The 16,756-nt window shown below is 53.5% G+C and carries 13 protein-coding genes; 8 read left to right on the forward strand and 5 right to left on the reverse strand.

All coding sequences use genetic code 11. From position 1 onward, the window contains the following. Positions 1 to 145: 145 nt before the first annotated feature. From tssE to HA51_RS26310, 5 genes are all read left to right on the forward strand, one after another. Positions 146 to 697, forward strand: coding sequence for a type VI secretion system baseplate subunit TssE (tssE, locus tag HA51_RS26290; protein WP_084938366.1), 552 nt, complete (start codon positions 146 to 148; stop codon positions 695 to 697). After that, positions 694 to 2,565, forward strand: coding sequence for a type VI secretion system baseplate subunit TssF (tssF, locus tag HA51_RS26295; protein WP_084938367.1), 1,872 nt, complete (start codon positions 694 to 696; stop codon positions 2,563 to 2,565). The genes tssE and tssF overlap by 4 nt, the downstream gene beginning before the upstream one ends. Then, the gene (tssG, locus tag HA51_RS26300; RefSeq protein WP_084938368.1) at positions 2,562 to 3,605 is read left to right on the forward strand and encodes a type VI secretion system baseplate subunit TssG; all 1,044 of its coding nucleotides are present in this window, start codon (positions 2,562 to 2,564) and stop codon (positions 3,603 to 3,605) included. The genes tssF and tssG overlap by 4 nt, the downstream gene beginning before the upstream one ends. Before the next feature lie 264 nt (positions 3,606 to 3,869). Continuing rightward, positions 3,870 to 6,494 carry a type VI secretion system ATPase TssH gene (tssH, locus tag HA51_RS26305; protein WP_084938369.1) on the forward strand — a complete coding sequence of 875 codons (2,625 nt, stop codon included), beginning with the start codon at positions 3,870 to 3,872 and terminating at the stop codon, positions 6,492 to 6,494. Next, entirely contained in the window at positions 6,487 to 7,917 is a 1,431-nt protein-coding gene (locus HA51_RS26310; protein WP_084938370.1) for a serine/threonine protein kinase, read from the forward strand. Before tssH ends, HA51_RS26310 begins: the two co-directional genes overlap by 8 nt. Position 7,918: 1 nt before the next feature. Here HA51_RS26310 and HA51_RS26315 read toward each other — a convergent pair whose 3' ends face one another. From HA51_RS26315 to HA51_RS26330, 4 genes are all read right to left on the reverse strand, one after another. Further along, the gene (locus HA51_RS26315; protein WP_084938371.1) at positions 7,919 to 8,317 is read right to left on the reverse strand and encodes a hypothetical protein; all 399 of its coding nucleotides are present in this window, start codon (positions 8,315 to 8,317) and stop codon (positions 7,919 to 7,921) included. Next, entirely contained in the window at positions 8,314 to 9,117 is an 804-nt protein-coding gene (locus tag HA51_RS26320) for a glycoside hydrolase family protein (RefSeq protein WP_084938372.1), read from the reverse strand. Before HA51_RS26320 ends, HA51_RS26315 begins: the two co-directional genes overlap by 4 nt. A 320-nt stretch (positions 9,118 to 9,437) precedes the next feature. Beyond that, positions 9,438 to 10,610, reverse strand: coding sequence for a YncE family protein (locus HA51_RS26325; RefSeq protein WP_084938373.1), 1,173 nt, complete (start codon positions 10,608 to 10,610; stop codon positions 9,438 to 9,440). A 9-nt stretch (positions 10,611 to 10,619) separates the two neighbouring features. Continuing rightward, a complete protein-coding gene (locus tag HA51_RS26330; protein ID WP_084938374.1) occupies positions 10,620 to 12,698 on the reverse strand; it encodes a TonB-dependent receptor in 2,079 nt (692 codons plus the stop codon). A 343-nt stretch (positions 12,699 to 13,041) separates the two neighbouring features. Between HA51_RS26330 and HA51_RS26335 the strand changes: the two genes are divergently transcribed. Then, entirely contained in the window at positions 13,042 to 13,602 is a 561-nt protein-coding gene (locus tag HA51_RS26335; RefSeq protein ID WP_342744895.1) for a DUF6622 family protein, read from the forward strand. 47 nt (positions 13,603 to 13,649) lie between these two features. Here the strand turns inward: HA51_RS26335 and HA51_RS26340 are convergent, their stop codons facing one another. Further along, entirely contained in the window at positions 13,650 to 14,282 is a 633-nt protein-coding gene (locus tag HA51_RS26340; protein WP_084938376.1) for a glutamate racemase, read from the reverse strand. A 109-nt stretch (positions 14,283 to 14,391) separates the two neighbouring features. Between HA51_RS26340 and HA51_RS26345 the strand changes: the two genes are divergently transcribed. Next, positions 14,392 to 15,015, forward strand: a complete 624-nt coding sequence (locus HA51_RS26345) for a LysE family translocator (RefSeq protein WP_084938377.1) — start codon at positions 14,392 to 14,394, stop codon at positions 15,013 to 15,015. Positions 15,016 to 15,105: 90 nt separating this feature from the next. Beyond that, positions 15,106 to 16,572 carry a catalase gene (locus HA51_RS26350; RefSeq protein WP_084938378.1) on the forward strand — a complete coding sequence of 489 codons (1,467 nt, stop codon included), beginning with the start codon at positions 15,106 to 15,108 and terminating at the stop codon, positions 16,570 to 16,572. Positions 16,573 to 16,756: the final 184 nt, after the last annotated feature.

Below are 16,756 nucleotides of genomic sequence, written 5' to 3' on the forward strand. Positions count from 1 at the left end.
GGAAACCGTTGCGGCACGATTCATCGTGCTGAACCGAAGCTGCGTCGCAGCTTAAAAACGCGCAATGAATGAATTGCGCCGCTACAGCCTGGCACGAGCGTCGTAGGGTACGCATTTATGCGTACCGCCATCCCAAGGAGCCACAATGAAACCCCATCCCGACAGTTTCAACGGCTGGCAGTCGCGCACGCAACAGCGCATCACCACTCAGGATGAGATGCGCCCCAGTTTGCTCGATCGCCTCACTGACGATCATCCCGAACAACAAAACATTGAACTGGGACGTCAGTCGGTCAGCCATCAGACGCTGCGCACTCAGGTACTGCGCGACCTGCAGTGGCTGTTCAACTGTATCAACAATGAAAGCCAACATGATCTGCGGCCCTGGCCTGACGCGCGCATGTCGGTGATCAATTTTGGATTGACGCCGCTGGCGGGTAAGCGCATGTCGGAGATTGAGTGGGATGACGTCCGCGCCGCACTACGCCGTGCCATGTTGCAGTTTGAACCGCGCATAATCCCGCATGACCTGCAGATCCGCTGCCTGACGGATGTCAACGCACTCAACAATCACAACACGCTCTCCATCGAAATCAGCGGCAATCTCTGGTGCATTCCCTGGCCGCTGGCGTTTGTTTTTCGTACCGAACTCGACCTGGAACACAGCCGATTTGACCTGAAGGACGCAGATGCATGAATCCTCAACTGCTTGATTACTACAATCGTGAACTTAACTATCTGCGCGAGATGGGCGCAGAATTCGCCGAGCACTACCCCAAAGTGGCTGGGCGCCTGGGCATGCAGGGTATTGAGGTTTCCGATCCCTATATCGAACGCTTAATGGAAGGATTTGCATTCCTGACCTCGCGCGTGCAGTTGAAAATGGATGCCGAATTCCCCCGTTTCACTGAACAGCTGCTGGAGATGATCTACCCCAATTACCTGGCGCCCACGCCGTCAATGGCGATTGTTGAGTTTCAGCCCGATCATATGAAAGGCAAAATTAGCAGCGGCTTCTCTATTCCGCGCGGTTCACTGATTGAAAACCAGGCGATGAAGAGCAAAGGGGTCAGCTGTAAATACCGCACAGCCCACGATGTGACGCTACTGCCGCTGCAACTGCGCGAAGTGTCGCTGGGAGGTATCCCGGCTAACTTGCCCGTTTCCGCGGCCCAACTTGCCCAACGTGGGGCGGTGCGCGCCTTACGCATTCGCCTGCAAACCACCGGGAATATTCCGCTCCATCAGTTAGAGATAGAGGATGTGCGTTTCCACCTGAGCGGCGCAGATTTGACCGCCAGTGCATTGATGGAGTTACTAATGGCGCACTGTGTTGGTGTGCTCTATCGCGGCATCGACAATGCACAACATCTACTGCTGGAGGCTGACGCGCTGCAACAGCAGGGATTCGCCAGCGAAGAGGCGCTTCTGCCTGACGACTTACGCAATTTCACCGGCTATCGATTGCTGCAGGAGTATTTTGCTTTCCCCGCCCGCTTCCTGTTTTTCCGTACCAGCGGATTGCAACCTCTGGTGAAACAGCTGCGCGGTGCCACCGAGATGGAGATTGTGCTGCTGTTGGATAAAGCGGAAGACGACCTGGAAAGCCTGGTGGATGTGTCACATCTGGCGCTGCACTGCACGCCTGCCATCAATCTGTTTCCGCGCGTGGCGGAACGTATTCAGCTTAGCGAAGGACGCAACGATTATCATCTGGTGGTCGATAACACTAACCCGATGGATTATGAGGTGTTCAGTGTCAGCCGCCTTTATGGCAGTGGCCAATCGCTGCATAAAGAGCAAGTGTTCCGTCCTTTCTGGCACAGTTTTGGCCGCGATAATGGCAATTATGGGGCCTATTTTTCGCAACGGCGTGAGCAGCGCACCCTGTCGGACCAGGCCAAAATATACGGGACGCGCACCGGCTACGGCGGTTCTGAATTGTTTGTCACCCTCGTGGATGAACAGCAATCGCCTTGGTCCGAAGAGGTGCAGTACGTGATGGCCGATGTGTTGTGTACCAACCGCGATTTGCCGCTGCTGTTGAAACAGCAAGGTATGGATCAATTCACCCTTTCCACCTCCGCGCCCGTTTTGGGCATTCATCTGCGCAAAGGCCCGAGCGCACCACGCCCGGCGCTGGCAGCCGGTGCCTCAGCCTGGCGTCTCATTAGCCAGTTGCAGCTCAATTACCTGAGTTTACTGGAGAGCGAAGGCGATGAGGGCGCGGCCTCACTGCGCCAACTGCTGGCGCTGTATGCCGATACCGCCGAAGCGGCGACCTCGCGCCAGATTGCAGGCGTCAGACAATGTGAGCTGCGCCCGGTCTTTCGTCGCGTGCCCGAGCCTGGCCCCATTGTCTTCGCACGCGGTATTGCCATTACCCTGACCCTTGATGAGCAAGCGTTCGGCGGTGCCAGCCCGTGGCTACTGGGCAGTGTTCTCGCCACGCTGTTTCGCCGCATGGTAGCCATCAACACCTTTACCGAACTGACGGTGAACAGCACACAGCGCGGGGAAGTGGGTTACTGGCCGCCGCAGATGGGCAAGAGGTCACTACTATGACTGCGATGCAACAGGGCTGGCGAATTGCCCGTCGTCTGCCCGATGATTTTTGGCAGCAGCGTCGTGCAGCCCCTTTCCAGCACGACCTTTTCCAATTGCTACGACGCCTTGATGCCCAAGCAGGGAGCGCGTGGCAACTTGGCCGCGCCCCGCTACCGCGTCATGAACCTTTGCGGCTAGGACAATCACCTTCTCTGGCTTTCGCCCCCGCCACGCTTGCGGGGATACGCCAGCGTAATCACGATGCGCTGCATGAGGTCGATATCTGGAGTTTTGGCCTGTTTGGGCCAAATGGTCCACTGCCGCTGCATCTCACTGAGTATGCCCACGAACGCGTGACCCACTTTAGTGATCGCAGCATGGTGGCGTTCTGCAATCTGTTTCATCACCGCCTGATCCTGCTGTTTTACCGCGCGTGGGCCGATGCCCAACCTGCTATTGCGCTTGATCGCCCGGACCGCCATCAATTCAACCATTACCTCTCCTGTTTGACTGGGGTGGGCCAACCGGCACTGCAGCAGGATCGTGGCAGTCTCAATGAGCATGCACGCTATGCCTTAGCCGGGCATTTCACCCGGCAAACCCACGATGGCGAGGGATTAACCCGCAGCCTGAGTTGGTATCTGCAGGTGCCTGTGGCGCTCAAGCACAATATTCCGCAATGGATGCAGATAGGCGAACGCGAACAAGCCCAATTGCGTGCCGGTAAACATGCACCGCGCCTAGGTGAAACCGCATTTCTCGGCGGTGCCGTTCGCGACATTCAACACAAGTTTCGTCTGCGGTTTGGCCCGCTGCGCCTGGACGATTATCAGGCTCTGCTCCCCAAGGCACGCAACGCACAGCAGGTGGTGGACTGGGTTCGTCACTACCTCGGCATTGAGTACAACTGGGAGGTGCAACTGGAACTACATCAAGAGGATGTTGCGGGTGTGGCGCTCGGTGGCAACCAGCCGCTCGGTTATACCAGTTGGCTCGGTGAGCAGCCTGCGCCACGTCATCGTGATGATTTGATTTACCAGCCTGATATGCAGCACTAAAACCAGGTGCGCATAAATGCGCCCCCTACGAACACATTTTCGCTCAGACCCGTAGGGTCGCCATTTATGGCGACCTGGGACTACGAATCCATTCGCTCAAACCTGCAGAGTCGCCATTTATTACGACCTGGAATTCGAACGCATTTCGCTCAGACCCGTAGGGTCGCCATTTATGCTGACCTGAGATGACGAATCCATTTCGCTCAGACCTGTAGGGTCGCCATTTATGGCGACCTGGGATATGCACATTAATAAGGGAACACCATGTCAGATATCCGTCGCAACGTGCTGTTTAGCAAATTGAATCGCACCCTGTTTACGTCACTAGAAAGCGCGACCGCGTTTTGCAAACTGCGCGGTAATCCCTATGTCGAAGTGGTGCATTGGCTACATCAGCTCTGGCAACAGCCGAACGGTGACTTACAGCAAATTACGCGTCGCTTTGAAATCGATGAACGTCAACTGAGTGCTGACCTGTTACAGGCATTAGATCGTCTGCCGCGCGGTGCCAGCGCGGTGGCGGACCTTGCTGAACACATCGATAACGCCGTCGAGCGCGCGTGGATATATTGCTCACTCAGCGTCGGCGAAACACAGATTCGTGGCGGCCATCTGCTGCTCGCCTTATTGAAAACAGTGGCGTTACGTCACGTTTTGCTGGCCATCTCCAGCGAATTTGGCCGTATCAGCGCCGATCGCCTGCTGGAAAGCTTCAGTGATTGCGTCCAGGGAAGTGATGAGCAATTAATCGCTTTAAGTGACAACGTCACTCAAGCTACCCCCATTCCCTCAACGGGTGAGCATGTGTTGGCAAAGTATGGTCGCGATCTCACCGCCGAAGCGCGAGCCGGAAACATCGATCCCGTTGTCGGTCGCGATGATGAAATTCGTCAGATGGTGGATATTTTATTACGGCGTCGCCAGAACAATCCTCTGCTTACCGGTGAGGCCGGAGTCGGAAAAACCGCGTTGGCCGAGGGCCTGGCGCAGTGCATTGCCAGTGGCAAGGTGCCACCACCGCTACAACAGGTGCAGCTGTGGCTGCTGGATATCGGCCTGCTGCAAGCCGGTGCCTCGGTCAAAGGAGAATTTGAGGCGCGCCTGCAAGCGGTGATCAATCAGGTTCAATCCAGCCCGCAGCCGATTGTGTTGTTTATTGATGAGATTCACACGCTGGTCGGCGCAGGTGGTCAGCAAGGCACGGGCGATGCGGCCAACCTGTTGAAACCGGCATTGGCGCGCGGCCAACTGCGTACCGTGGGCGCCACCACTTGGGCAGAATATAAAAAATACATTGAGAAAGACCCGGCGCTGACGCGGCGTTTTCAGCCCGTGCAGGTGGCAGAGCCGGATGAGCAAACCGCCATTCTCATGCTGCGCCATTTGGCCAAACCGCTATCACAGCACCATCAGGTGCTCCTGTTGGATGAAGCATTACAGAGTGCCGTGCGCCTTTCCCAACGCTACATCCCTGCCCGCCAGCTACCGGATAAAGCCATTGCGCTACTGGATACCGCCTGTGCGCGCGTGTCCGTGAGCTTGCACCATCAACCGCCACAGCTGGCCTTTTGTCGACAGCAACTCGCCGCACTGCAACTGGAAATCGAGATTGCCGAACGCGAAGCACGCCTCGGCTTTGACTCAGCGACGACTCGGATTGCCAATGCCCAGCAACAGCAAGCCGTGTTGCAAGACGAAGAGCAGCAATTAGATCTGCGCTGGCAGCAAGCACTCGCGCTAACACAGCAGCTGAGTGCGCTGCGCGCTGAGTTACTCACCGATGAAGACGCGGAACGTCGCGCACGTTATCAGGCATTGCAACAACAGTTAGACCAACTGCAGGGAGACATGCCTTTAACCTTCCCGGCAGTGGATAGTAGCGTGGTGGCCAGCGTGGTGGCTGACTGGACCGGCATACCGCTGGGTCGCATGTTGCAGAGCGAGCGCGATGCCGTACTGAATCTCGCCGCTACGCTGGCAAATCGGGTTATTGGCCAGCAGCACGCGCTGAGTGCCATCGCGCAGCGCATTCAAACCTCGCGGGCTGGGCTTGACGATCCCGGCAAACCGATTGGCGTTTTTATGCTGTGCGGCCCTTCAGGCACCGGCAAAACCGAGACCGCGCTGGCGCTGGCTGAGACGCTGTACGGCGGTGAACAGAATTTAATCACCATCAACATGAGTGAATTCCAGGAGTCGCATAGCGTTTCCACCCTCAAAGGCGCACCGCCTGGCTACGTCGGTTATGGCGAGGGCGGCGTGCTGACCGAGGCCGTACGCCGTCGTCCCTACAGCGTGGTGCTGCTGGATGAGATCGAAAAAGCGCATCCTGACGTCCATGAAATCTTCTTCCAGGTATTCGATAAAGGCTGGATGGAAGATGGTGAGGGGCGCCGTATCGATTTCCGTAATACGGTGATCATTCTCACCTCCAATATCGGCAGTGATGAAATAGCGGCTGCTTGCTCCGATAACAGCAACCCAGCCGACGCAGAGTCGTTAAATGCCCTGCTGCGCGCACCGCTCCGTGAGGTATTTCCCGCCGCTCTGTTAGGTCGCTTATCAGTGATCCCTTATGTCCCGCTGAGCGATGCCATGCTTATTCGCATCATCGATCTGCGTCTGGAAAAAATTCAACAACGCTTGCTTGAACGCCATGCCATCACAGCGGAATTTACTCCAGCGGTGGCTCAGCAAATCATGCAACGCTGCACCGAGGGTGAATCCGGTGGACGGATGGTCGATGCCGTGCTGTCACAGACGCTATTGCCGCAAATCAGCTGCCAGTTGTTAAGTGAAGCTCCGGCAACCACGCCACGCGCATTGCAAGTGGATTACCACCAGGCAGCGTTCCAATTGCGCTTCAGTACGGAGAACTATCATGAGTGAAGCCAGCAACAAAACGGCGTCTCAGGCATTGCCGGTCGGTTACCGCTTTAACGAGTATGAAATTCAACAGGTGATTGGTGAAGGTGGCTTTGGCATCGTGTATCGCGCATGGGACAGTGAATTAGACCGTACCGTGGCCATCAAAGAGTTTATGCCCGCCTCCATTGCTTTACGTGATGAGAACCATCATCTGCTGTTGCGCAGTGAACGCTTTTTGCGCCTCTACCAAGCGGGCTTGAACAGTTTTATGCAGGAGGCTAAAACGCTCGGCCGCTTCAACCATCCCCATCTGCTGCATGTCCTGCGTTTCTGGCAAGCCAACGACACCGCTTATATGGTGACGCTGTACTATCAAGGGGAAACCCTGAAAAGCCGCTACCTGCGTGATTTCACCCCCTGTAGTGAAATCGTGATTCGCGACATGTTGCCACCTTTGCTCAGCGCGCTAAAAACCCTGCACGACCATGATTATCTGCATCGCGATATCGCGCCAGACAATATCCTCATTCAGCAGGATGGTTCGCCGGTACTGCTCGATTTTGGTTCGGCCTGCAAAACCATCGGCCACCTGACGGATAAAACCGAAATTATGCTCAAGCCCGGCTACGCGCCCATCGAACAATACAGCGAAGGCCGCGATGGCGATCAGGGACCCTGGACCGATATCTATGCACTGGGTGCCGTGTTGCATACGCTGATATGTGGCGAAGCGCCTCCGGTCAGCGTCGTGCGTTCACTGAGTGACAACTACCCACCGCTGGTCGAACGAGGTCTGAATGGCTACTCCAGCGGATTGCTGCGCACCATTGATCGCATGTTGGCCTGCGAACCGCAGCAACGACCGCAGTCCATTGTCGAACTGCGTGACTTGTTAGTCGCCAACGATCAGGACGTGCAGTGTGATGCACCAGAGCCTGAACTCACACCAGCGAGTGAAGAGATCTATTTACCGGTGCCCGTGGAACACCTCGTTGAATCAATGCCCGCCGTTGCCAAAACGCGCGATCGCCGTCCGCTGTGGATCGGTACTGGCATCGCAGCTGCGGTATGCGTTGCCCTGCTCAGTACCCACTGGTTCAGCGACAACAACACGCCAGCCATGACTGTTGCCCCGACAAAACCCGCCGTTGCTGTAGCAAAGCAACAAGTGACAATGTCACCTAATCCTGCAATCGCAACGAAAGCCCCCGTGCCCGCACAAATCTATTTACGCGCATCGGATGCGGCGCAACTAAGCCGGGTTGAGATTAATGGCAAACCGCAAAACACTCTGGATCAGGATGGCATGAAACAATTTAGCTTAGTGCCGGGTGACTATCAGTTGCAGGTCACGCGCAAGGAGGGAGGCAGCTGGCAACATAAACTGCATATTGATGAAGGGAGTGGCACCTGGTTGGTGAATGTGCCGTCTCCCGAGAGCTAATTCACTCGACGACGTTGCCGTTTTCGCTAAACAGCACCTTGTCGCCTTGGGCATGGTGCTGTGAAACTTGCAACGTCCAGACGTGGTTGTCATCGTTGCCCGCGCCAGCCGCTGGTGATAGCACATAGCTGTAATCGCCGTTGCGGAAAATATAACCACGAAAATCGTGTGAGGGTCCAATATTCAGCGTCGAACCCTTAAGCGTTAATTCGTGGTGATTCTTTTTATTGATCGAGTGGTAAACGATGCCATCACACTCCACATCTCCCTCAACGCATTTGCTGGTATCAAGAAACACTTGATAACTTTTGCTGTCGAAGAACGGTTTTTTCGTAGCTGGCGTCTGCGCCATGGCGTGGAATGAAAAACAGACCAGTGATAAAGCGAGGAGCTTTTTCATAATTTGATATAAATTCCTTTGTGATAAACGTTCAGTTCGCTTTTTCTGCGATTCACTAATCCCTTCATGCGTACTCCACGCGAATAGACAAACTGCATCCATGCGCGATCCAAATCCTCCGGCGATTCGCCATTAATCACTTTCAACGCCGTCGAGTAATATAATCCTTTATGGTTCAGATTATCTCGCGTACCAATATTAAATGCCAGCATCACTAATGCATCAAATTCATTTTGCGTCAGAGAAACTTTGACATAATTACGCACGGCATCGACGAACCGTTTTAAATCCTGGGAGAAGAGTGTTTCTGCTGCCTGCTCTGAAATGCCATCTTTAAACTGATCGAATTCACTTTGGCGACTTATCCAATGCCCGTAGCCAATGGTCGCGCCCGCCGTCCAGTTGCTGATGGTGCTTGACGAGTGATCGTCATAGGGCAGCGTATGCAGTTGTTCATATTGCATCATTAACTTAAGCACCTGAAAACTCGGGTACATCGTCATGGGGTTCTTGCGCGCACCATTCGGATTGCTACCCGTGGATCCGTGTGCGCGTGGCAGCGCGCTACGTTGTTCAGAGGTTAACTGAGTGAGTGTTTTCTTACCGGGTGACACCAGGCCATCGGGATGGTGATAAAAATGTTTCTGGTAGGTGATAATCGCTTTGGTAGTATTATTTCCGCAAATCCCATCAACTTGTAATTGCGGAAAACCATTCTGGTTTAATAATTTCTGTACCAATCTGACATCTTGCGGTCGATTTGCTCCGCGCAAGCCAACACTGTCCTCTATTGTTTCCATTGTTCGCCTCAAAAATTCTTTATGGGAATAATTTTATTGACGCCTGAAAGCACGTAGCAGGCAATTATGCAGTAATCATCATCACTATAATTCATCAAGATAGTAAGATTGTTCTTAAAGTCTTAAATGACATTTTCATGACAAACCCTGAAGGATGGAAATATTGCTTGCGGATAGTGGAAGGGAAAAATATTGTCATGCGTTGACCGACATTAGGACCAATATCGTAGCGGTTTAGTTTATTACGCGACTGTTAGCAGCCGGCTACTTAGGTGGCGTGATAAACCGCACCGCTACGACACATTCATGCCTTGGCTATATTACTCATCTATGCGCGCCACACTCTCCAGTTTGCCCGCTTTGGTGGCCGCACCGTCATTTTTCACGGTGACAAACAGCGCGTGGTTCGCTCCATCCAGCGCCAGGCTGTTGGGATGCGGAGGCAAGTCCAGTGTCTTTAGGCGTTTTAACGATCGTGCATCAAATACCGTGACGGTCCCCGTGCCTTGCTCGACCCTCACCCCATTACGGTTGGTGACATAAATGCGCTGCTGCTGAGGATCCAACAGCAGGCCAATCGGCACCTGATCGGTATCCGCCTTTGCCAGCACCTTGCCACTGTCTGCGTCTAATGCAAACAGCTGATGTCCGCTACTGCGGCGGGTGTAAGTACGTCTAAGATAGTTATTACGCGGCTTATCGCGATCAATGCCCTGATCCACACCCAGCACTCGGTTATTCTCTGGGTCATACGCCAGATTTAGCAGTTGATCGGCCTCGATTTCCTGCGTCTTCGTCACCTGTAATGTATCGGCATTCACGGTTATCAGTTGCCCCTGCATATTGGAGACAAATACTCTGCGCCCCACCTCATCAATCGCGATGCCTGTGGCATAGAAACCAAAACCGGGGATCACTTTTTCCAGTTGCAGCTTGCGGGTGTCCACCACAAACAGCACGCTTTCCACGCCGTAGCCCAAACCGGGTAAAAACAGGCGTCCGCTCGGTGCGTCATATTTTACTTCGCGGACTTTATACAGATAGTCGTCACTGATACCGAAGCGCTGCAACTCTTCAAGTAAATAGGCTAAGCGCTGGCCGCCAATCCCCGCATCACGATAGGCTGCAGCCAGATTGACTTTAGGCTGCAAGGGGATATCGCCAAGGGGTTGATTACGTTCGATATCGACTACGCCGACTGCGCCATTGAAACCTTGGCTGACATAGAGTCGGTTATGGCTATCATCCAACGCCACCCCGAAAGCTTTAACCTTTTGCGCAATGGCGGCCTCTGCTTTGAGTGTGAGTGGATTAAGCCGCAGCACGCGGGATTTATCCTCCTGCTTCCAGTCCGGCGCGCTAACAAACAATGCATTTTGCTTTGGACTAAAGGCTAATTCTACCAGCGCCGGTGCCAGCGCTTCACGCACGGTTGCCGCACTCACGGACACACTCGCGATGAGCATCAATGAAGCCATGACTTTTCCTTTCATTATCTCTCCTTAGAATGTCAGTTCCAGCGCCGCACCCACCATGCGTGAGCGTTGCAGTGTTGCGCCATACACGTCATTACCGCTGACCATGGTTTTGCGGTCAGAATCAAACAGGTTTTGCGCGTACAGCGTGGCGCGACCGTAAAGGAAGTTGTAAGCCAGTTGCGCATTCGCCGACCAGTAAGAACCAATACGTCCGCGTGAGTCGTTGTCATAGGCGGAGTAATAAGAGTCCGAGAACGCCACATTGCCACTCACCTCCCAACCCGCTGCGACTTGCCAGGTTGCCCCGAGATTAGCGGTATAAGCTGGAGCACGAGCCAGTTCATGTCCTTCGACGCCGCTATCCGCAAACTTCTTGATTTTGGTTTTCAGTAAACCGACATTGCCGAACAGATTCAGATCCCAACGTGGGGTCCAGTTGGCCCCCAGTTCCGCGCCGTAGGTTTCGACTTTATCGGCATTGCGAATCACTGATGAACCGCTTGCCAGATAATAGGGAAGCTGCATGTCCTTATAATCGTTATAGAAAATATTACTGGTGAGCACCAAATTCTCAGTGGCCTGATGACGGCTATACAGCTCGTAGTTCCATACATATTCTGAGTCGTAGGTGTAGCTGGTGATCGGCGCGCTGAGGGTGATACCCGCGCCTCCGGCGTTATAGCCTCGGGCAATGCGGGCACCGTAGGTCTGACCAGGCTGCGGCTTCCAGGCGAGATCCAGTTTCGGTAGGAAAACGTTATAGGTCTCATCCAGATCAACACGCACACTGTTGCTACCGCCCACACGCCGGCGATGCTCACTCTCAAGACGGCTGGCGGCGGTGATATCCACCTGCGGCGTGATGCCGTAGGTCATCTCTGCGTAAGCAGAGCTCGTGCGCGTCGAGTCTTTGAAGGTCGAACCCCCGAAGATATAAACCGATTCGTCTTGTGAAGCATCAAAGTAACGTAGCCCTGCCAAACCGCGCAGACGACTGTCACCGTCACCAAAATGCAGCACCGGCTCTACGTGGACCTCGCGCCCATCAATTTTTGCATGCGGCTGAGTGAGTGCGGTGTAGCGATTGATATTGAAGCCGGTATAAATCAGCTTATTCTCGAGCCGTAAGGTGGGACTGGCCTCCCACGCAACGTCCCAGATGCCACTATTGACGTTGCTTTTAAATACCGGTCGCCGCCATTCATAACGTGAGTTAGTGGGATGCGGCATCGGGTTAAGGCTCTCATTTTGCGGCGCGCCGGCATCCGAGTGATTAAAGGTGAGCTTGGTGGTGAGATCGCGTAACCCAGCTGGATTCAGCAGCAATTTAACGCGCGCATCGGTGGTCTGCACCTCGCGGGGATCCCCCACCGGAGTATAAGCCGGTAGATCGATATCGCTACGGCGGCGTTGGCGATCGACACTGACACGGAACGCCAGTTGCTCATCAATCAACGGCCCACTCGCCATGGCGGCCAGTTGCGATGCGTGCTGATTACCGAAGCCACCTTTAAGCGCACTCTCCCATTCAAAGCTGGGGTCTTTGGTGGTCATGACAATGGCACCCGCGATGGCATTGCGGCCCTGAATGTAGCTTTGCGGTCCACGGAAGACCTCAACGCGATCCAGATCCCACAATGATTGCGGTCCGTAGGCCTGTTCGTTATAGGTGAGCGCTCGACCATCGAGCGATAAACCGAGACGCGGACGGGTTCCGCTAAGGAAAGCCCCTGCGCCAGTGGAAGGGCCAGAACCGTCAACACCCCGCACGGTTGGCAAGTCATTACCGATACCGACATCCACGGTGTTGGCGGTCATACGGAGCAAATCATTGACGGTGTTTGCGCCTGGCAGCGCCTCCATACGCCGGCTGTCAAAAACTTCAACGCTCGATCCGGTATCAAAAATGGATCGTTCCGTTTTCTCGCCTGTCACCACCAGTTCCTGTTCGTCCTGATAATTACGTTCACGGCTTTTGGTCGCTTCTTCCGTATCGTTTTCTGCGGCAGCGGCACCTGAAATGCCGATACAAAGACCGATCGCAATACTGATAGCTTTACGACGAACATAATAGCCGTGGTGTGTGGCCATAGACTGACGCATCTTGCGTGTCTCCTTTATCCCAAAGGTTTGAAAAAACATTCATGTTTATTGACACAGCCCACATTATATTGAGTGTCGCCTGCATTAATGTTCCTGACAGACGACAATAGCCAAGCCTCCTCTTTTGCAGAGGTTTTTATAAGAAGATGATCGCTAAGCGTAAAAAAGTGTTGCCAACCATAATCACTAATAAGCGCTGATGCAAATAAATATTACGGTTTTATGAAATGGCCTCGTTATTAGCGGATCTATTCAATTCCCTATCCCAAAGGCTATTTTCGCTTAGCCAGCAATTGCACTAAAATAATCTCACAACAGTGTGATTTTTTATCACAGGCTGACTGTGAGACTGAATGGGCAACCACTGATTACGCTGCAGGAGAAAAACATGAATATGATGGCTTTGATTCAGCACACACCTGTGTGGGTGTGGATTCTTTTCATCTATCTGATTTTTCGTGGTTTAAAAGCGTTACACCCGCGAGAGGTGGCCGTACAAAAACTGTTTTATATTCCACTACTTTTTCTGATTTGGGGCCTTTTCGGGGTATTTCGTGAAACAACCTGGTTGGCTTATACCCTATTAGCGATGATTGCAGGGGTATTGGTCGGTGGTGCCACAGGTGCTTTATTGAGTCGCGCCACCGCAAAACCTTTAGCGAGCGGTAATCGCGATACCATCACGAGACCGGGATCGGTGCTTCCGCTTATTTTTATGCTATTGGCCTTTGTGATTAAATATACGCTTTCAGTCGCTGTGGTTATCCATCCAGAATTAACCGCCTCACTGCAATTCAATCTTATACACGGTGCATTAAGCGGGCTCACCATTGGAATATTTTGGGGCAGCATGCTGGTTTATTTTATTCCTTGGTATCATCACCGGAAAAAATTTTTATCATAAAATACCCAGAGATTGGAGCCTCGATGAATCGTGACTCCATCGTCCGGTTAAATGACTGCTTTTAATGCCAGTTGCGGAATCGTTAATGGCCGCGATTCGGCACTGATGCTTTTTGCGGCGGCTGCCATTGAAACCTGCGCCAGAGCGACCTGCTGTGCGCCCTGCTCACGCCCTTGTGCTACCGCTTCGGCAATCAATGCATGATATCGCTGATGATCACCGGCCTTGAATGCGGCCCAGGCATCAGGAATAAGCGCCACCTGCGGCTGCTTATCAGCAGGTAAAGACGCGGGACAGAACAATGCGCGAGTTGCGGCCAACGTTGACTCCGCAGCGCACAACACCAATGCAGGTCCTGCGATTTGATGCAGGTGATCGGCCAGCATGCGATCGGTGCGATAAATGGGACAGTCGTGCTCATCGACGACAAAGCTATCCGCCACTGGGCCAAGGGTAGAACAGGTGATCAGAATCGCGTCGAACCAGGGTGTCAACGTGTGTAAAAACTGATCTAAGCGTTGCTGTTGATGAGTTGTCATGCCGCCACTGCTCTCCGCTTCAGCGAGCAGATGTGGCATCACAATATGACTCAGCGCGGTAACCGGTAGCCCGAGCGCATGTGCCGCATCATCGAAGAGTGCGATATTACTGGCGGCAGTGTGTAGACAGGCAATCGTCATAATAATCCCTTACGTTAATTCATGATGTTAAGTGCGAGCAGCCAGAACAGTATTGCTTTACACCTGATTTTTATTCAAAATTATTTAACATTCCTTTGCAATTACGTCGATGAATTTGCACCTGCTCGCCTTCATTATTGCGATCTTACCGGTGGCCTTGTCGCCGGGAGCAAGCTTTACGCTCGCAATCAACAACACTCTGGTGGCAGGCGCTCGCGGACTCGCGGCGATCATCATTGGCACCGCGCTGGGAATTTACACTCATGCGCTTCTGATTGGCTTAGGCATCAGCGCCCTGCTGCTGCACTCGCCGATTATTTTCAACCTGCTGAGTTTTGCTGGCGCAGCGTATTTGCTGTGGCTCGGCATGCAATTAATTCGTCGAGGTCGTCACATCTCGCAGCCGGTTGCCTCACATCGCACTGCACGAATCGGCATTAAGGATGCGTGGCTCGCGAATGTGCTTAACCCTAAAGCAGTGATGCTCTACCTAACCGTGGTATCGCAGTTTGCGGCGCGCGATCATGCATTAGCTCACTATCTTCTGCTGGCTTCGATTCATATTGCCATTATGAGCCTGTGGCTGGTGATCATCTGTTTTACGCTGCTGACCTCAGCGCGCGTTATCAATATACGTAAGCTGGCCATCGCCATTAATATCGGTGGTGGGTTGATACTGGTGTTTTTTGCTATCAGTAATCTGGTTCAACTCATCATGACGTTAAAGCATTAACTATCCCGTCTTCTCCCGCTTCGCCTGCAAGTTTGGTCGGTACTGCTACCTTTAGGGGGTTGCATTACCCTTACAAAAGCTGGAGATATTATGAGCAATGACGATCGTAAACCGACCACCACGGATGCTGGCATTCCGGTTGCCAGCGATGAGCACTCTCTTTCCGTTGGGCCTGATGGCCCACTGGTGTTGCACGATCACTATCTGATTGAGCAGATGGCCAACTTTAACCGCGAACGTATTCCTGAGCGCCAGCCCCATGCCAAAGGCAGCGGCGCGTTTGGCCACTTCAAAGTCACTGAGGATGTCAGCCGCTATACCAAAGCCGCGGTGTTTCAGCCCGGCACCCAAACCGATGTTGTTATGCGCTTTTCCACCGTGGCGGGAGAGCGCGGTAGCCCGGACACCTGGCGCGATCCGCGCGGTTTTGCCCTCAAGTTTTATACCAGTGAAGGCAATTACGACATGGTGGGCAACAATACGCCGGTGTTCTTCATTCGTGACCCGATGAAGTTTCAGCACTTTATCCGCTCGCAAAAACGCCGTGCTGACAATAACCTGCGCGATCACGACATGCAGTGGGATTTCTGGACGCTCTCGCCGGAATCGGCCCATCAGGTCACCTGGCTTATGGGCGACCGTGGCATTCCCAAAAGCTGGCGTCATATGAATGGCTATTCAAGTCACACTTACATGTGGGTGAATGCGCAGGGTGAGAAGTTTTGGGTGAAATATCACTTCAAAACTGACCAAGGAGTTGAGTTTCTAGCCCAGGAGAATGCGGATACTCTGGCGGGACAGGATGGTGATTACCACACCCGCGATCTGTTTAATGCGATTAAACAGGGCGAGTTCCCCAGCTGGACGCTTTATATGCAGGTCATGCCGTTTGCCGAGGCAGAAACCTATCGCTTTAATCCATTCGATCTCACCAAAGTATGGCCGCATGCGGATTATCCCCTGATCAAAGTCGGCACGTTACAGCTCAACCGCAATCCTACCGATAATCATGCGCAGATCGAACAAGCGGCGTTTGAGCCAAACAACCTGGTGCCGGGTATTGGTTTGAGCCCTGACAAGATGCTAATTGGACGGGTATTTGCCTACGCTGATGCACACCGCGCACGCCTAGGCGTGAACTACAAACAAATCCCGGTCAACGCGCCACACGCTCCGGTACACAGCTACAGTAAAGATGGCGCGATGCGCATCAATCCCGTGTCCGATCCGGTGTATGCACCGAACTCAAAAGGCGGTCCCGTGGCGGATGGCGATCGCTACCCCACCGACTCAACCTGGGAGTCCAGCGGTAATATGGTGCGGGCCCCCTACACGCTGCGCAAGGACGATGATGACTTCGGTCAGGCGAATACCTTGGTGAATAATGTGATGGATGACGCCGCGCGCGACCGTTTAGTCAACAATGTCAGCGGACATCTCTTGGATGGCGTAGAGGAACCGGTGTTATCCCGTGCGTTCGAATATTGGCGCAACATCGATAAAACCATCGGTGACCGCATTGCACAACAGGTGCAAGCAGAGCGAGCGAAACGTTAATCACACGATTGTGTTTAGCCTGTGATGATAAAGCAGTCTGGTATCGCTCAGGGGCTGGCGGTATAGGTGATAACGCAGTCTGGTGCTGCTCAGGGGCTGATGTTCAGGTGATAACGCAGTCTGGTGCCGCTCTGGGGCTGGTGTTCAGGTGATAACGCAGTCTGGTGCCGCTCTAGGGCTGGTG

Source organism: Pantoea rwandensis, from assembly GCF_002095475.1.
GTDB lineage: Bacteria > Pseudomonadota > Gammaproteobacteria > Enterobacterales > Enterobacteriaceae > Pantoea > Pantoea rwandensis.